The following is a 16,976-nucleotide window of genomic DNA, read 5'->3' as shown; positions in this document are numbered from 1 at the left end:
GGGCCACCCCACCTCGCCGGGGCGGCAACCAGCACGGCATCGACGTCGGCAACCACGCCGAACTCTTGCCGCACCAGCTCGATCGCCGCACGGGCGGCCGAGACGTCGGGGATCAGCGTGTCGTCGAGGTCGACGATGACGACCGGAAGCGTCAAGCGGCAACGGCCGCCGCGGCGGCGACGTCGGCCAGCTCGGCGGTGGCGCACTCGGGGGTGGTGCGGCGCATGCCGGCGTTCAGGCAGCGGCGCACGACGGCCGGCTGCTCCCGCCACAGCCGCAGGCCCCGGCGGACGAGCACCGGCAGCGGCTTGCGGGCCTCGGCGACGTCCCGGACGAGCCGGCGGAAGAACGTCTTCGCGGCGGGCGGGGCGAGCACGAGGGCGTCGGCCAGCACGCCGGCGTCGCGGCAGCCGGTGACGAGCCGGTCGGCGAACAGGCCCTCGGCCAGGAACAGCGGCGAGTCGCCCAGCTCGACCCGGTGGCAGCCGGTGCGGCGGTCCTCACCGAAGGAGTAGACGGGCGCCGACACCTCGCCGGTCGAGGCCAGCTCGACGATCGCGGCCAGGGCGTCGTCGGTGTTCCAGGAGTTCTCGTGGTCCCAGTCGACCCGGCCGGCCTCGTCCCGGGGCAGCAGCGGATCGGTGCCCTCACGGTAGAAGTCGTCCAGTCGCAGCACGGGCCAGCCGAGGTGGGCGGCGAGGGTGGACTTGCCGGAGCCGGAGGGCCCGGCCAGCAGCACGACGCGCGGATGAACGGAAGCTGACGGCACGGGTAACGAGTATCTCACACGCGCCGGCGTTGTAACGTCGAACTCATGAGCGACGGGTTGTACGACGGCGGGCTGTTCGGCGCCGACGTCGAGGAGCGGAGCAGGGCGCAGGTGGCGGCCAACGCGCCCCTCGCGGTGCGGATGCGTCCCCGGTCGCTGGACGAGGTCGTCGGCCAGAGGCACCTGCTCGGCCCGGGCGCGCCGCTGCGGCGGCTGGTGGAGGGCGCGGCGCCGGCCTCGGTGATGCTGTACGGGCCGCCGGGCACCGGCAAGACGACGCTGGCCACGCTGGTCTCGCAGGCGACGGGCCGCCGGTTCGTCGCGCTGTCGGCGCTGTCGGCGGGCGTGAAGGAAGTCCGCGAGGTGATCAACGACGCGCGCCGCCGGCTGGGCCGCTCCGGCGAGGCCACGGTGTTGTTCATCGATGAGGTGCACCGGTTCTCCAAGACGCAGCAGGACGCGCTGCTGGGCGCGGTGGAGGACCGGATCGTGCTGCTGGTCGCGGCGACCACGGAGAACCCGTTCTTCTCGGTCGTCTCCCCGTTGCTGTCGCGATCCCTTGTGCTGCAACTGAAATCCCTCACGGACGAGGACGTGCGGGAGGTCGTCCGCCGGGCCGTGACGGACGAGCGCGGCCTCGGCGGCTCGCCGACGCTGTCGCCGGAGGCCGAGGACCACCTGGTCCGGCTGGCCGGCGGCGACGCCCGCCGCGCGCTGACCGCGCTGGAGGCAGCGGCCGAGTCGGCCGCGTCGACCGGCGCGGAGGTCATCGACCTCGCCACGCTGGAGGCCACCGTCGACAAGGCGGCCGTCCGCTACGACCGCGACGGCGACCAGCACTACGACGTCATCAGCGCGTTCATCAAGTCCATCCGAGGCTCCGACGTCGACGCGACGCTGCACTACCTGGCCCGGATGATCGAGGCCGGCGAGGACCCGCGCTTCATCGCCCGCCGGCTGGTGGTGCACGCCAGCGAGGACGTCGGCATGGCCGACCCGACGGCGATCCAGGTGTGCGTGGCGGCGGCCCAGGCCGTGCAGCTGATCGGCATGCCCGAGGCCCGGATCAACCTGGCCCAGGCCGCCATCCACCTGGCCACCGCGCCGAAGTCCAACGCCACCGTCATGGCGATCGACTCGGCTCTGTCCGACGTGCGCAAGGGCGCGACCGGCACGGTGCCGCCGCACCTGCGCGACGGCCACTACGCCGGGGCGAAGAAGCTGGGCAACGCCCAGGGCTACCGGTACCCGCACGACGTTCCCGAGGGCGTGCTGACCCAGCAGTACCCGCCGGACGACCTGGTCGGCCGGGACTACTACAACCCCACCAACCGCGGCAACGAACGCGCCCTGGCCGACCGCGTGCCGAAGCTGCGAAAGGTCATCAGGGGCCAGGAGTGACCCCCGCGAGTCACGCTCTCAGACCCACCGAATGTGAGAACCGGGCAGATGTGAGCCTCAGATCTGCGCGAAACCTACATTCGGTGTGCCGCAGAGCGTGACTCGCCGGGGTGTCAGATGTGGGTGTCGGCCCAGGTGTTCAGGGCGGTCTCGTAGCTGACGGCGTTCGGCGAGAGGTTGACGTCGTGGCCGGAGTCGGGCACGACAACGGCGGTGAAGCTGCTGGCGTTGGCGAAGTACGGCCGTTCCTGCGCGTCCAGCGAGGCGTTGTCGGTGCAGTCGGTGCCGAGCACGGCCGAGCAGTACAGCTTGTCCGAGTCGCCGAGCACGAGGTAGACGGGGATGTGCACGGCCCGCGACGTGGGCAGCACGAAGCCGAGGCTGATGGCGTCGGCGGCCTCGGTGCCGGAGATGGCCCCCTTGGTGGCCTCGTCGTACGCCACCATCACGGGGTCGGGATCGGGGCCGTAGAACAGGGTTCCGCGGGTGCCGGGCACGGTGGTCAGGTAGCCGGGATCGTACTGCGTGGCCAGTGGGCTCGGGTCCAGAGTGACCGGATGCAGGCCAGAGGTGAACGTCTGCAGCAGCTGCGGCACGGAGAGCATGTGGCTCATCCCGGACACGGCCAGCGCGTCGGCGTCGTTGTACAGCGAGGTCTCGATCACGGCCTCGGCGCCGCCGACCGAGTGGGCCGACAACAGCACCCGCGGAAACGCATGCCCGCCAATGGTTCCCGCGCGCAGCTTGCCGATCAGCTGGTGCACGACCAGTGCCTGCGTGGTCGCGGTGAGTGTCGCGCTGGGGACCTTGGTGCTCTGCCCGTAGCCGACGAGGTCGACGGCGAGCGTCGCCCAACCGTCCACAGTGGCCTCCCGCACGTACGAGTACAGGTTGCCTTCCACCGGCTCGTCCCAGTATCTGCTGTCGTACGTCGCTCCGTGCACCAGCAACTGCACCTTGTCCGCGCCGGCCGGCACACACAGCCGGCCGTGCACCTGAACCGTCAGCAGCAGATCCAGTTGTGCCGGCACGGACACGTCCTGACACGTCGTCGTCGCGGTCGCCGGGGCCGCGAGTCCGATCATCGCCACGGCCGCCGTCAGGCCAACACCCATTGCACGCCAACGCATTGCGGCACCTCCTCGGGTTGCCCCCGGGATTGTGCTGTGTGGACAGGGCAAGCAGCCTAACTCCGGACAACACCGGAGCTACGACACGTTTAGGACAAGAAGGGGTCAGGCGTTGGTGTCGGCCCAGGCGTTCAACGCGTCTTCGTACGCGGCCGCACGCGGTTCGAAGTTCAGGTCATGGCCGGCACCGGGTAGAACAGCGGCGGTGAAGCTGCGCGCATGGGCGAAGTAGAGCCGTTCCTGGGCGGCCAAGGACGAGCCGGCGGAGCAGTTGCCGCCGGCGAAACGACTGCAGAACAACGTGTCCACACCACCGTCCACGAGGTACACGGGCACCGTGATGGCCCGCGACGTCGGCAGCGTGAACCCGACCGCGATGGCGTCGGCCATCTCGGTGGCGGAGACGACTCCCTTGGTGGCCTCGTCGTACGCCAGCATCTCCGGATCCGGATGCGGTCCGTAGAACAGCTTGGCCCGGTGACCGGACACGGTCGTCAGGTAACCGGGGTCGTACTCCTTGGCCAGCGGACTGGGGTCCACAGTGACCGGACGGACGTCTTCGGCCAGCGCGGAGGCCAGTCCCACGGGCGACAGCCGGTGCGTGAGGGCGGTCAGCGCCAGCGCGTCGGCGTCGTTGTACAGCGAGGTCTCGATCAACGCCACCGCGCTGCCGACGGAGTGCCCGACCAGCACCACCTTGTCGAAGGATCGCCGCAGCTCGGCGATGACCTGGTGCACGGTGATCGCCTGCGTGCTGGCGGTGAGCAGGATGCTGGGCACGCGGGTGCTCTGTCCGTAGCCGATGCGGTCGATCGCCAGCGTCGCCCAGCCGTCGGCAAGGGCCCGCCGCACGTACGAGAACCGGCCGTCACCGACGGGCTCGTCCCAGTATCGCGAGTCGTACGTGGCGCCGTGCACCAGCAGCTGCACATGGTCGGAGCCGCTCGGCGGCTCGCACAGCCGGCCGTGGACCTGTGCCGGTAACACCACGTCGAGCTGAACCGGCACGGTCACGTCCCGACAGCTGGTCGCGGCCGTCGCGGGCGCGGCCAGACCGACCAGCAGCGCCAGGACGGCCGCCGTGGCCCACCACCGCATCGCTGCCTCCCGAAGATCGTTCCGGAGGGAGCCTAGGGCAAGAAAGGCTTTTCTGAATCCGGTCGGGGTAGCGAGACTGGTGCGGATGCCTGTTCTTCCAGCAACCGATGGGCCAACAGGGTGCCGCCGGCGGTCGCAGCCGGCATCACGACGATCGCCAGCAGCGGCACCAGGCACAGCAGATACGCCGGCAGTGCGAAGCCGAACGCCAGCGCCCGCCGCCGGCCGAGCAGGTGCCGTCGGGCCGCCAGCGGCAACCCTCGCCGTGAGAACGGCACGACGCTGAGCTCCAGCCCGAACATCCAGGCGCTCACGCAGACGCCGATCACCGGCCCGGCGGTCTCGCCGACCACCGGCACCAGGTCGATCAGGAACAGCGGGACCGCCAGCAGCGCGGACGCGCCCACGACCTTGGCGTTGTCCACGGTGTCGGTCCACCAGGACGTGTCGTTCTCGGTCGGCACGCCGCCGAGCTGGTCCTCGACCCGGCGGGCGATCGACTCGTAGAACGGCGCGCCGATGGCCAGCGTGGCCGCGGCGAACACCAGCAGCCCGAGGAACAGCAGCGCGATCACCAGTGCCACGGCCGCCAGGTCGCGGAAGATCTCCCGGTACGTGGCGTCCCAGCCGTCGGCGAACGGCGTGGCCAGCGCGACCAGGTCGGGCGCGAAGATGCCGAGCGTGATCACCAGCGCCAGCAGCAGCCCGCCGGTGACCACCGCCGGCAGCGCCCCGAGCAGCAGGAGCCGGGGCGTTCGGAACACGATGCCGAAGCCCCGCAGCAGCAGGCCGATGCCCGCGAAGAAGTCCCTGATCATGAGAGCAGGAGGATAGCCGTTCGTGTCAAAGGTGAAACCTGTCTGAATTGCCCCGCTTCGTTCACCTTCCGGACGTCCGGCGTACACGTGCGTTACCAAGCATGAGCGCCCATGGAGATCCCGAGAACCGGTGTGCCGGAGCCGTTGGCCAACCGGCTGTCCATGGCCGAGCAGCACGACTACCTGCGCACCCGCTTCGGCCGGCGCAGCATGCTGCGCGGCGGCCTGCTGGTCGGCGCGGCGGCGGCCGCCGGCCCGGCCTTCCTGCCCGGAATCGCTTATGCCGCGGGCGACAGCGTCACGCCGACCGCGCGCCACCTGGCGTTCGGCCGCAACCCCCGCACCGAGATGCGGGTCGGCTGGCAGGTGCCGACCCCGGTGCGCAAGCCGTTCGTCCGCGTCGGCACCGACCCCAAGCACCTGTCGCAGCGGATCCCCGCCGAGGTCCGGGCGCTGCACTCCGAGGTCCCCGGCGTGATCGCGCCGTACGACCAGTACTACCTGCACGCCGACCTGTGCGGCCTGCGCCCCGGCCAGAGCTACTACTACACGGTCGGCCACGAGGGCTACGAGGGCGGCGCGCTGTCCACCTTCCGCACCGCCCCGGCGCGCTGGCTGCCGACCCGCCCGTTCACCTTCACCGCCTTCGGCGACCAAGGCGTCAGCACCGACGCGCTGGCCGAGAACGGCGTTGTGGCGCAACAGAACCCGGTGTTCCACCTGCTGGCCGGCGACATCGCCTACGCCGACCCGAACGGCTCGGGCAGCCCGATCGCGAGCTTGCCCGACGCCACGCACGACACGTTCGACCCGAAGGTCTGGGACGCCTACCTGAACCAGATCGAGCCGGTCGCGTCGAAGGTGCCGTGGATGGTCGCCACCGGCAACCACGACATGGAGGCGCTGTACGGCGACCACGGCTACGGCGGCCAGACCGCGCGCTGGGACTTCCCCGGCAACGGCCCCTCGTCCTGCCCGACCGTGTACTCCTTCATCTACGGCAACGTCGGTGTGATCTCCTTGGACGCCAACGACGTCTCGCACGAGATCCCGCACAACCTGGGCTACAGCCAGGGCGGCCAGACCGCGTGGCTCAAGCGCCGGCTGGCCTACCTGCGCTCGCAGCCGGACGTCGACTTCATCGTGGTGTTCTTCCACCACTGCGCGTACTCCACCACGAAGAACCATGCCTCCGAGGGCGGCGTGCGGGAGCAGTGGGTGCCGCTGTTCGACCGGTACGAGGTCGACCTGGTGATCAACGGCCACAACCACGTCTACGAGCGCAGCGATGCCCTTCGGGGCGGCAAGGTCAGCACCGAGGTGCCGATCGGCGGGATCGTCCGGCCCGAGCGGGACGGCACCGTCTACGCGACCTGTGGATCGGCCGGGCGCAGCCTGTACGCGTTCCCGGCGCCGGACAGCTACGCCGGGCACGAGGTGTCGCAGCGCGAGGTGCCGTCGTACTACTGGGCCGACGGCGGGGCGAAGGTCACCGAGACCGTGACCTGGTCCCGGGTCCGCTACACCGGCTACGCCTTCATCGCCCTGGACGTGAAGCCCGCGTTCTTCGGCGGCAAGTCGACGATCACGGTTCGCTGCGTGACCAATCACGGCCAGGAGATCGACCGCTTCGTCATCGAGCGCAGCGCCGGTTTCCACGCCGGCGTCGGCCTGGGCGTCGGCGGCGACATCGGCGACCTCTGACGATTCGGGGTCGGTCGTCCCGCCGCGCCGCTAGCGTGGCGGGATGACCACCCGCCGTGAGCTGATCGACGCCGCGATCCCGCTGATCACCGACAACTACGTGTTCCCGGACGTGGCCGAGAAGATCGTGGACGTGTTGCGGCGCAACGACTACGACCACCTCGCCGACGTCGACGCGTTCGCCGCGGCGGTCACCGCCGACCTGCAGTCCGTCAACGGCGACAAGCACCTGCGGCTGCTGCACGAGGAGCCCAAGCCCCGCGCGGTCAGCGACGCCCACGGCTTCGACCGGGTGGAGGTCCTCGACGGCAACATCGGCTACGTCGAGAACACGCGGCTGCGCGATCCCCGGGCGTACGGCGACATCGCCGCCGCCGCGATGACCCTCGTCGCCGACACCGACGCGCTGATCATCGACCTGCGCCGGTGCCGCGGCGGCGACCCCGGCATGGTGTCGCTGGTCTGCGGCTATCTGTTCGACGAGTCCAAGCACGTCAACGACATCTACAGCCGGCCGGACGACATGGTCGTGCAGTTCTGGACTCCGCCCTACGTGCCGGGGCGGCGATTCGGCGGCGCCAAGCCGGTCTGGGTGCTGACCAGCTCGTTCACCTTCTCCGGCGGCGAGGAGTTGGCCTACGACCTGCAGCAGACCGGCTGGGCGGTGATCGTCGGCGAGACCACCCGCGGCGGCGCGCATCCCACCGACTGGCACGAGATCGCCGAGCACCTCTACCTCACCGTGCCCGAGGCTCGGGCGATCAACCCGAAGTCCGGCACCAACTGGGAGGCCGTGGGTGTCGCGCCGGACATCGACGTGCCCGCCGCCGACGCGCTCGACCACGCCCTCGAACTGGCCCGAAACTTCCTCGCCGAGCAGGGCAACTGATGCGGGGTCCGCGGCGTCTCCTTGGCAACCGAACACCCTTTTTGTCGGGAGTTGCCATGACCAGACCCAAGTCGCTGGCGGCCTTACTTCTCGCCCTGCTCGCGCTCGTCGCCGTCGCGCCGGCGGCCGGCGCCGCCCCCAGCGACACCGCGGCCCGCCTGACCAACATCCGGGTCGGCGCGCACGACACGTACGACCGGGTGGTGCTCGACCTGACGAGCCTGCCCGCCTACCGCTACGAGCTGGTCGACCAGCTGTACTACGACCCGAGCGGCAACCCGGTGACCATTCCCGGCACGAAGTTCGTGAAGCTGGTGATGCAGGGGGCCAGCTCGTTCGACGACAACGGCAACCCCACCTACACCGGTCCGCGGACCATCTCCACCCCGCAGCTGACCAACGTGCAGGCTGTCGCGATCATCGGCGACTTCGAGCACGTGCTCAGCGTCGGCCTCGGCCTGAAGCACCCGGCCAACGTTCACGTTTTCACCCTCACGGGGCCGAATCGCCTGGTAATCGACGTGGACCACTGATCGCGGGCAGTGATCACGCCACCACTCCTTTGACCGATGCCCGCACCGGGATCAGCACGTACGGTGGGGCGGGTCAGGGTCCCCTAACTGGGAGGTTGGCTATGGAGAGCGGTCTGCTGATCGAGGTCGAGAAGCTGGACGCCGCCGTCGACCGCGGCAAGGCCAACGGCGCCGTTGCCGACAACGACGGCAACGACTGAGTGACCGGCATTCCCACCCTGGCTGACCTCGTCGCACCGATCGAGGTCAGCCAGTTCTTTGCCACGGTGCAGGGCCGGACGCACCGGCGGTTCGCCGGACACGCCGGCCGGTTCGCCCGGCTGCTGCCGTGGGCGGACCTCAACCGCGCGCTGCGCCAGCACCGGCTGGACTTCCCGCGTCTGCGGCTGGCCCACGACGGCGCGGTCGTGCCGGTGCACACGTACACGGAAATGGTGGACACCCGCCGCAACGGGCAGGTGCCGCGGCTGCTCAACGCCCCGCTGGCCGAACGGCTGCGGGCCGGCGCCACCCTGGTGCTCGACTCCGTCCAGGAGATGTTCGAGCCGGTCGGCGACCTGGCCGCCGGGCTCGAGCACGACCTGCGGGAGAAGATCCAGGTCAACCTGTACGCCGGCTGGGGCACCACGCACGGCTTCGACGTGCACTGGGACGACCACGACGCGTTCATCATCCAGATCGCCGGCCGTAAGCGCTGGCGCATCCACGGCGTGAGCCGCCCGTACCCGCTGATGCGCGACGTCGAGCTGCCCGTGCGGCCCGAGGGCGAGCCGATCGACGACTTCATGCTGGAAGACGGCGACGTGCTGTACCTGCCGCGCGGCCACTGGCACGACGTGTCGGCGGTGGGGGAGCAGTCGCTGCACCTGACGATCGGCTTCAACCGGGCGACCGGCGTGGACCTGGTGGCGTGGCTGGCCGACCAGCTGCGGGTGGACCAGTTGTTCCGCGAGGACCTGCCGCGCTTCGGCTCGGCCGAGGACCGGGTCGAGCGGGCCCGACAGCTGCGGGACCGGCTCGTCGCGCGGCTCACCGACGACGTCGTGGACCGGTTCCTGACCGATCGCGACGCCCAGGCGCCCGCGCACAGCCGGCTCGGCCTGCCGTTCACGGCGACTCCGGGCCTGCTGCCCGACGGGGACGAAGAGGAGGTGCTGCTGGTCGTCCCGCGTGCCGTTCTGGAGCACGGCGAGGGCACGGTCGCACTGGCCGCGGCCGGGAAACGCCTGGTCTTCGCCGCTGCCGCCGCGCCCGTGCTGGAGGCTCTGCTGCCCGCGCAACCGTTGTCCGTCAAGACATTGGTCGAGCTGGCGGCGCCGACCCTCGATCGCGGGACCGTTCGGGCCTTGTTGGGCGAGTTGGTCACACACGGGATGCTCTCGCCGCGGTAGCTGTGTAAGATTAGGTATGCCTAAGGTAACTTCCGAGGATGCCGCACGAGGCTGTGCTTTCGTGACCAGGCTGCTCGGTGGCAACCCGGCCGGGACCGCGGCCCTGATGACCTCGTGGCTGCTCATCGAGCAGCCCGGGCCGTGGCCGGCCGACGCGCTGGAGAACGTGCTGGCCGAGGCGTTCCCGGACGGGCGGATGGAGCAGTTGCGGGCCCGTGGCCTGCGCCCGCTGCTCATCCGCACGCCGGGACGCCACCAGCGCGACCAGCAGGCAACACGAACGGTCTTCGTCGCCAGTGGCGTGCCCGGGGCCCGCTGGCTGGAACGCCTCGTCATCTCCGACCTCGCCGAGCTGGCGGCGATCGACCTGGAGGCCGTCGTCGACGGTCGCCCCGGTCACGGCGAACCGGTGTCCGGGCCGCTGTTCCTGGCGTGCACCCACGGCGCCAAGGACATGTGCTGCGCCGTGCTCGGCCGGCCCGTCGCCGCGGCGCTGGCGGAGAACCACCCGGGCCTGTCGTGGGAGGTCAGCCACGTCGGCGGCGACCGCTGGGCCGGCAACCTGCTCGTCGTGCCGGACGGCTTCCTGCACGGCCAGCTCACGCCGGCCGAGGCCGTGCTCGTCGCCAAGGACGCGCTGAAGGGGCAGGTGCAGCTGGAGCAGCTGCGTGGCCGCACCGCGTCGCCGACCCAGTGGACCCAGTACGCCGAGATCGTCGTGCGCCGGCACGCCGGGCTGCGCGGCCTCGACGACGCCGTCGCCACCGGTGAGCGGCTCAACGCCGACGACACTCGTACGGTCAAGGTCCGCTGCCCGTTCGGGGTGTACGAGGTGACCGTCGGTCGCGAGGCGGCGGAGCGCGCCGGCACCAGCCGCTGCGCCGGCCGGGTCGCCCCCACCGGCTTCCACGCCGACACCCCGCGCCTGCTCGCGACGGTCTGACCGCTCGGAACGGACCATTCCTCAACTCCGGGTTTGGGAAAGCCCCGTTCACAACTTCGGCGGCGGCGGTGGCCGGCAAGATCAACTGTGTGGGTTGGAAAGCCTGGTCGGCGCGGGGGTGAAAACGTGGGGCGGTAGCCTGTGGCACACCCCATGTCTCGCTAGGAGGATCCGTGTCACCGGAGTGGATCACCGCGCTGGTGGTGGCCGCCGTCGTCGTCGTGCTGGCGGTGGTGGTCGTGTTGGTGATCGTGCTGGTCAAGCTCGGGCGCACGCTGGACGAGGCGACCAAGGCGATCCGCAAGGCGCACGAGAACAGCGAGCCGCTGTTCGTCGAGGCGAACACCACGCTGACCCACGTCAACACGCAGCTGGAGCGGGTGGACGGCATCACCGCGAACGCCCGCGCGGTCACCGGCAACGTCTCCGCCCTCACGTCGCTGTTCACCGCGACCCTGGGCGGCCCGCTGGTGAAAGCGGCTGCGCTTTCCTACGGGATCAGCAAAGCTGTCCGGGCCCGGCGCGCGAAGGCGGCGGGCAAGGAGACGCGGCGACCGAAGCGCGGGAGGCGATGATGCGACGGCTGTTCTGGCTGGGCCTCGGCGTCGCCGCCGGCGTCGTCGTGACCCGTAAAGTCGCTGGTATGACCTTCAAGGCCACGCCCGCCGGGGTCGCCGAGAACCTGGGCGACGCCATGCGCGAGATGGCCGGGGCCCTCGGCTCCTTCGGCGCCGACGTGCGCGCCGGCATGAGCGAGCGCGAGGACGAGCTGGCCCGCGAGGTGCAGGCGAAGACCGGCTACAGCTACTCGCGTAGCGCCGAGGCGCGAGCGCGCAGGGCGGGCGGCAACTAGTTCCCGCCCGCCGTTTCCGCGCCCACCTTCACCTGAACCCGCAAGGAACACCGCCGTGCAGACCCACGAGATCATCAAGCGCTTCCGCGAGCACTTCGAGCGCAACGGCCACACGGTCGTGCCCAGTGCCTCGCTCATCCTCGACGACCCGACGCTGCTGTTCGTCAACGCCGGCATGGTGCCGTTCAAGCCGTACTTCCTCGGCGAGGCCCCGGCCCCGTACAAGCGCGCCACCAGCGTGCAGAAGGTCGTCCGCACCCCGGACATCGACGAGGTCGGCAAGACCACCCGCCACCTCACGTTCTTCCAGATGGCCGGCAACTTCTCCTTCGGCGACTACTTCAAGGAAGGCGCCATCACCTTCGCCTGGGAGCTGATCACCAAGTCCCAGGACGAGGGCGGCTACGGCTTCGACCCGAACCGCATCTGGGTCACCGTCTACCAGGACGACGACGAGGCCATCGAGCTCTGGCAGAAGGTCGCCGGCCTGCCGCCGGAGCGCATCCAGCGCCGCGACGGCCTGGACAACTACTGGGACATGGGCGTTCCCGGCCCCGGCGGCCCGTGCTCGGAGATCTACTTCGACCGCGGCCCGGAGCACGGCAAGGACGGCGGCCCGGTCGCCGACGAGGACCGGTACCTGGAGATCTGGAACCTGGTCTTCATGCAGGACGTCCGCGGCGAGCAGAGCCCCAAGTACGGGCACTCGCCGATCGGCGAGCTGCCGGCCAAGAACATCGACACCGGCATGGGCGTCGAGCGGGTGGCCATGCTGTTGCAGGGCGTGGAGAACGTCTACGAGACGGACCTGATCCGCGCCGTGATCAACAAGGCCGAGGAGCTGTCCGGCAAGCGCTACGGCGACGACGAGGTCGACGACGTGCGGTTCCGCGTCATCGCCGACCACGCCCGCAGCGGCATCATGATCGTCTCCGACGGCGTCAGCCCTGGCAACGAGGGCCGCGGCTACGTGCTGCGGCGCCTGCTGCGCCGCATCGTGCGCTCTTCCCGCCTGCTCGGCATCACCGAGCCGGTGCTGGGCACGTTCGCTGCCGTCGTGCGCGACGAGATGGGCGAGTCCTACCCCGACCTGGTGGCCAACTTCCAGCGGGTGGACGCCGTGGTCCGGGCTGAGGAGGACGCCTTCCTGGCCACGCTGACCACCGGCTCCAAGATGTTCGAGACCGCCGCCGAGGAGACCCGGTCGGCCGGCGGCACCACGCTGTCCGGCGACAAGGCCTTCCAGCTGCACGACACCTACGGCTTCCCGATCGACCTGACCCTGGAGATGGCCGCCGAGCAGGGCCTCAAGGTCGACGAGGAGGGCTTCCGCCGGCTCATGGCCGAGCAGCGGCAGCGGGCCAAGGCCGACGCCGCCGCCCGCAAGACCGGCCACGGCGACGCCTCCGCCTACCGGGCCGTGCTGGAGGACCACGGGCGCACCGACTTCCTCGGCTACGACCAGTTGGGCAGCGAGGCCCGCGTGGTCGGCCTGCTCGTCGGCGGGGTCGCCGTGCCGGCCGCCGGGGCCGGCGCCGAGGTGGAGGTCGTGCTCGACCGCACCCCGTTCTACGCCGAGGGCGGCGGCCAGCAGGCCGACACCGGCAAGATCATCACCGACGGCGCCGTGGTCGAGGTGTACGACGTGCAGTCGCCGGTGCCGGGCCTGACCGTGCACCGCGGCAAGGTCGTCTCCGGCGAGATCCTGCTCGACGCCGCCGTGCAGGCCGACGTGGACGTCAGCCGGCGCACCGCCATCGCCCGCTCGCACTCGGCCACCCACCTGGTGCACGCCGGCGTGCGCAAGGCCATCGGCGAGACGGCCGCCCAGGCCGGCTCGCTCAACGCCCCCGGCCGGCTGCGCTTCGACTTCACCTCGCCGGGCGGGGCCGTGCCGGCCAGCGTGCTGGCCGACGTCGAGGACGAGGTCAACGACGTGCTGCTGCACGACTACGACGTGCAGGCCGAGATCATGACCATGGATGCCGCCCGCAAGTCCGGCGCCATGGCCCTGTTCGGCGAGAAGTACGGCGACCAGGTGCGGGTGGTCACCATCGGCGACTACTCCAAGGAGCTGTGCGGCGGCACCCACGTGGGCCGCTCCGGCGAGATCGGCGTGATCAAGCTGCTGTCGGAGGCCTCCATCGGCTCCGGCGTGCGGCGCGTCGAGGCTCTCGTCGGCCTGGACGCCTACCGGTTCCTCGCCCGCGAGCACGTGCTGGTGTCGCAGCTGGCCGAGCAGTTCAAGGCCCGCCCCGAGGAGCTGCCCGAGCGCATCGGGCAGACCGTCGAGCGGCTGCGCGCCGCCGAGAAGGAGCTGGAGAAGCTGCGCGGCGCCCAGCTGCTGTCCTCGGGCGGCTCGCTGGCCGACGGCGCCGAGAACCTGGGCGGCACGTTCCTGGTGGCCGCCGCCGCCCCGGACGGCGTCTCCGGCAACGACCTGCGCGCCCTGGCCATGGACGTGCGCGGCCGGCTCGGCGACAAGCCGGGCGTGGTCGCCCTGTTCTCCGCCAACGAGGACAAGGTCAGCTTCGTCGTCGCCACCACGGCCACCGGACGCGACAAGGGCCTGGCCGCCGGCAAGCTGGTGCCGGTGTTCGGCCCCGCCATCGGCGGCCGCGGCGGCGGCAAGCCCGACCTCGCCCAGGGTGGTGGCACCCAGCCCGGTGGCATCGCCGACGCCATCGCCGCCCTGCGGGCCGAGATCCAGCGTGGCTCGTAGCAAGGACAGGCGTCGGCCCGGCCCCGAGTTCCATCCGGGGCCGGGCCGACGCCTCGGCGTCGACGTCGGGTCGGTGCGGGTCGGCGTCGCGCTGAGCGACCCGTCGCCGATGCTGGCGTCGCCGCTGGTCACGCTGCCGCGCGAGGGCAGCGTGGAGGCGTTGGTGGCGCTGGCCGGGGAGCACGAGGTCGTCGAGGTGATCGTCGGCCTGCCCCGGACGCTGGCCGGCCGGCACGGCACGGCCGCCGAGATCGCCACCGAGTTCGCGAGCCGGCTCGCTGAACGGCTCGACATGCCGGTGCGTCTAGCCGATGAGAGGCTGACCACGGTCACCGCGACCAGGGTGCTCGCCGACGCCGGCGTGCGTGGTCGGCGGCAGCGTGCCGTCGTCGACCAGGCCGCCGCCGTGGAGATCCTCCAGGCGTGGCTGGACGCGCGGGCCGCCGCACTCGCCAGGGAGGGCAGGCCGTGAACGACGTGAACGACGACGTCGAGAGCAATGTCGAGGACAACGACCTCGACCTGTTCGACAGCGGCGAGGAGACCGGCCGCAAGGCGCCCAAGCCGCGGCGCAAGCTGGTGCTGCTGGCCATCCTGCTGGTCGTGCTGATCGGCGGCGGCTGGGGCGCCTACTACGGCGCCGGCGTCTACCTCGGCATCGGCGGCTACGGCAACTACAGCGGCGACGGCGACTCGGACGTGCTGATCCAGGTCGACAACGGCGCCACCATCACCGACATCGCCGAGACGCTGCAGTCCAAGGACGTCGTGCGGACCGTGCGGGCGTTCCTCAACGCCTCCGCCGGCAACGCCGAGGTCGGCAACGTGCAGCCCGGCTACTACGTGATGAAGACCCACATGTCCGGCGAGGCCGCGGCGACCCGGATCGTGTCGCCGGCCAGCCGCGTCGGCAACGTGCAGATCAAGGCCGGCACGCAGCTCGACGACACCAAGAACCCGGACAACTCGGTGAAGCCGGGGATCCTGTCCCAGCTGGCCGCCGCCAGCTGCGTGACGCTGAACGGCACCAAGAGCTGCGTCTCGGTCGAGGACGTGCGCAAGGCGGCGCAGACCGCCGACCCGACGAAGCTGGGCATCCCGATCTGGGCGGTGCCCGCCGTGCAGAAGGCCGATCCCGCGCACCGGCTGGAGGGGCTGATCATCTCCGGCGTGTACGACGTGCGGCCCGGCACCGACGCGGTGGCGCTGCTGAAGTCCGTGCTGTCGCAGTCCGCCGCCAAGCTGAGCACGCTGCCGCAGACCTCGCAGGACACCGGCATGACGCCGTACCAGATCCTGGTCATCGCCTCGCTGATCGAGCGCGAGGCCATCACGTCCGACTTCACCAAGGTGTCGCGGGTGATCTACAACCGGCTGGCGCAGGGCATCCCGATGGGCGACGACTCGACCATCAACTACGTGCTCGACCAGCCGCTGATCAGGACGTCCGACGCGGACCGGGACAAGCCCGGGCCGTACAACACGTACCTGAACACCGGCCTGACCCCGACGCCGATCTCCTCGCCCAGCCCGGACGCGATCACCGCGGCGCAGAAGCCGGCCGACGGCCCGTGGCTGTTCTTCGTCAAGTGCGACAAGGACGGCAACTCCTGCTTCGCCGTCACCCAGGCCGAGCAGGACGCCAACGCCGCCAAGGCCCGAGCGGCGGGAGCGTACTAGGTGGGTTCTCCTCGGCGGGCGGCGGTTCTCGGATCGCCGATCGAGCATTCCCTGTCGCCGGTGCTGCACGGTGCGGCATACCGGGAGCTGGGGCTCGGAGACTGGGTCTTCGAGCGGGTTCTGTGCACGGCGGAGGAGTTGCCGGGGTTCGTCGACGGGCTCGGGCCGGAGTGGGCCGGGCTGGCGGTGACCATGCCCGGGAAGCGGGCGGCGCTGGCGTACGCGACGGAGCGGACCCGGGTGGCCGAGCTCGTCGGGGCGGCGAACACGTTGGTGCCGCGGGCTTCGGGCGGGTGGCTGGCCGACTGCACCGATGTCGAGGGCGTGGTCGGGTCGCTGGCGGCCGCCGGGGGAGTCGAGGCCGGCGGGCGTGCGGTGGTGCTGGGCGCCGGTGGGACGGCGACCGCGGCGCTGACCGCCTTGGAGGCGTTGAAGATTCCGTCGGCGACGATCGTGGTGCGGGATCCGGCACGGGCCGGCGAGGCGCTGTCGTGTGCCGGGCGGGTCGGCGTCGAGGTTGACGTCCTGCGGTGGGACGACGTGGATTTCGCGGCGGTGTGTGGCGGCGCCGACCTGGTCGTGAGCACGGTTCCGGTCGGAGCGGTCGAGCCCGTGGCCGGGGACATCGTGCGGGCCGGGTGCGTTTTCGACGTCATCTACCACCCGTGGCCGACGCCCTTGGCGCAGGCTGCTTCGGACCGGGGCACCCGGGTCGTGACGGGCCTGGACATGCTGCTGCACCAGGCGTTCGCGCAGGTGCGGTGGTTCACCGGTCTGGAGGCCCCGCGCGAGGCCATGCGCGCCGCCCTGCGCCAGGCAACCGGCACAGAACTCTCCCTCCCCGTCTAGAACCCCCGCGAGTCACGCTCTCCGGCACACCGAATGTCGGTTTCGGGCAGACACGTTACGTCGCCGGGGGTCGCGGAGAGCGACGGAATCGGCAGTCGGTCGGGCAGTTCCCTTGGGACGGTTGGCTTCCCCGGTATACGGCCTCTTGACTTCGGTGATCGCCGGGCGGAGGGTGTGGCCACCAATTGGTGTAGAC

At 71.0% G+C, this 16,976-nt stretch carries 16 protein-coding genes; 12 read left to right on the top strand and 4 right to left on the bottom strand.

The window, feature by feature from the left end:
• Window positions 1–151: 151 nt before the first annotated feature.
• Window positions 152–769, bottom strand: a complete 618-nt coding sequence (locus tag BJ998_RS04060) for a uridine kinase family protein (RefSeq protein WP_312889917.1) — start codon at window positions 767–769, stop codon at window positions 152–154.
• A gap of 45 nt (window positions 770–814) precedes the next feature.
• Between BJ998_RS04060 and BJ998_RS04055 the strand changes: the two genes are divergently transcribed.
• Window positions 815–2,170 (top strand): replication-associated recombination protein A, encoded by a 1,356-nt coding sequence (locus BJ998_RS04055; protein ID WP_184858600.1) that lies wholly within the window; start codon window positions 815–817, stop codon window positions 2,168–2,170.
• Between the two features lie 113 nt (window positions 2,171–2,283).
• On the opposite strand, the gene BJ998_RS04050 is transcribed toward BJ998_RS04055, so the two are convergent.
• From BJ998_RS04050 to BJ998_RS04040, 3 genes are all read right to left on the bottom strand, one after another.
• Complete coding sequence (locus tag BJ998_RS04050) at window positions 2,284–3,300, bottom strand: alpha/beta hydrolase (RefSeq protein WP_184858598.1); 1,017 nt, start codon at window positions 3,298–3,300, stop codon at window positions 2,284–2,286.
• A gap of 105 nt (window positions 3,301–3,405) precedes the next feature.
• A complete protein-coding gene (locus BJ998_RS04045; protein ID WP_184858596.1) occupies window positions 3,406–4,398 on the bottom strand; it encodes an alpha/beta hydrolase in 993 nt (330 codons plus the stop codon).
• 32 nt (window positions 4,399–4,430) lie between these two features.
• On the bottom strand, window positions 4,431–5,216 hold the full coding sequence (locus tag BJ998_RS04040) for an EI24 domain-containing protein (protein ID WP_184858594.1): 786 nt from the start codon (window positions 5,214–5,216) through the stop codon (window positions 4,431–4,433).
• A gap of 111 nt (window positions 5,217–5,327) precedes the next feature.
• Between BJ998_RS04040 and BJ998_RS04035 the strand changes: the two genes are divergently transcribed.
• The 11 genes from BJ998_RS04035 (at window position 5,328) to BJ998_RS03985 (ending at window position 16,780) form a co-directional block, all read left to right on the top strand.
• Window positions 5,328–6,920, top strand: a complete 1,593-nt coding sequence (locus BJ998_RS04035; protein ID WP_184858592.1) for a purple acid phosphatase family protein — start codon at window positions 5,328–5,330, stop codon at window positions 6,918–6,920.
• 43 nt (window positions 6,921–6,963) lie between these two features.
• The gene (locus tag BJ998_RS04030) at window positions 6,964–7,809 is read left to right on the top strand and encodes a S41 family peptidase (RefSeq protein WP_184858590.1); all 846 of its coding nucleotides are present in this window, start codon (window positions 6,964–6,966) and stop codon (window positions 7,807–7,809) included.
• Window positions 7,810–7,865: 56 nt separating this feature from the next.
• Entirely contained in the window at window positions 7,866–8,342 is a 477-nt protein-coding gene (locus BJ998_RS04025; RefSeq protein ID WP_246488509.1) for an AMIN-like domain-containing (lipo)protein, read from the top strand.
• Between the two features lie 200 nt (window positions 8,343–8,542).
• Window positions 8,543–9,733, top strand: coding sequence for a cupin domain-containing protein (locus BJ998_RS04020; protein WP_184858586.1), 1,191 nt, complete (start codon window positions 8,543–8,545; stop codon window positions 9,731–9,733).
• Between the two features lie 61 nt (window positions 9,734–9,794).
• On the top strand, window positions 9,795–10,676 hold the full coding sequence (locus BJ998_RS04015; protein ID WP_312889916.1) for a ferredoxin family protein: 882 nt from the start codon (window positions 9,795–9,797) through the stop codon (window positions 10,674–10,676).
• A 173-nt stretch (window positions 10,677–10,849) separates the two neighbouring features.
• On the top strand, window positions 10,850–11,251 hold the full coding sequence (locus BJ998_RS04010; protein WP_184858582.1) for a DUF948 domain-containing protein: 402 nt from the start codon (window positions 10,850–10,852) through the stop codon (window positions 11,249–11,251).
• Window positions 11,251–11,529 carry a hypothetical protein gene (locus BJ998_RS04005; protein ID WP_184858580.1) on the top strand — a complete coding sequence of 93 codons (279 nt, stop codon included), beginning with the start codon at window positions 11,251–11,253 and terminating at the stop codon, window positions 11,527–11,529. Before BJ998_RS04010 ends, BJ998_RS04005 begins: the two co-directional genes overlap by 1 nt.
• A 55-nt stretch (window positions 11,530–11,584) precedes the next feature.
• Window positions 11,585–14,251 (top strand): alanine--tRNA ligase, encoded by a 2,667-nt coding sequence (alaS, locus tag BJ998_RS04000; RefSeq protein WP_184858578.1) that lies wholly within the window; start codon window positions 11,585–11,587, stop codon window positions 14,249–14,251.
• Complete coding sequence (gene ruvX, locus BJ998_RS03995) at window positions 14,241–14,723, top strand: Holliday junction resolvase RuvX (protein ID WP_184858576.1); 483 nt, start codon at window positions 14,241–14,243, stop codon at window positions 14,721–14,723. The genes alaS and ruvX overlap by 11 nt, the downstream gene beginning before the upstream one ends.
• A complete protein-coding gene (gene mltG / locus BJ998_RS03990; protein WP_312889914.1) occupies window positions 14,720–15,931 on the top strand; it encodes an endolytic transglycosylase MltG in 1,212 nt (403 codons plus the stop codon). The genes ruvX and mltG overlap by 4 nt, the downstream gene beginning before the upstream one ends.
• The gene (locus BJ998_RS03985; protein WP_184858574.1) at window positions 15,932–16,780 is read left to right on the top strand and encodes a shikimate dehydrogenase; all 849 of its coding nucleotides are present in this window, start codon (window positions 15,932–15,934) and stop codon (window positions 16,778–16,780) included. It abuts the gene before it with no gap.
• Window positions 16,781–16,976 lie beyond the last annotated feature (196 nt).

The sequence above is a fragment of the Kutzneria kofuensis genome (assembly GCF_014203355.1).
GTDB lineage: Bacteria > Actinomycetota > Actinomycetes > Mycobacteriales > Pseudonocardiaceae > Kutzneria > Kutzneria kofuensis.
The sequence above is the reverse complement of the archived record's forward strand: the minus strand, read 5'-3'. Positions and strand labels throughout refer to the sequence as shown.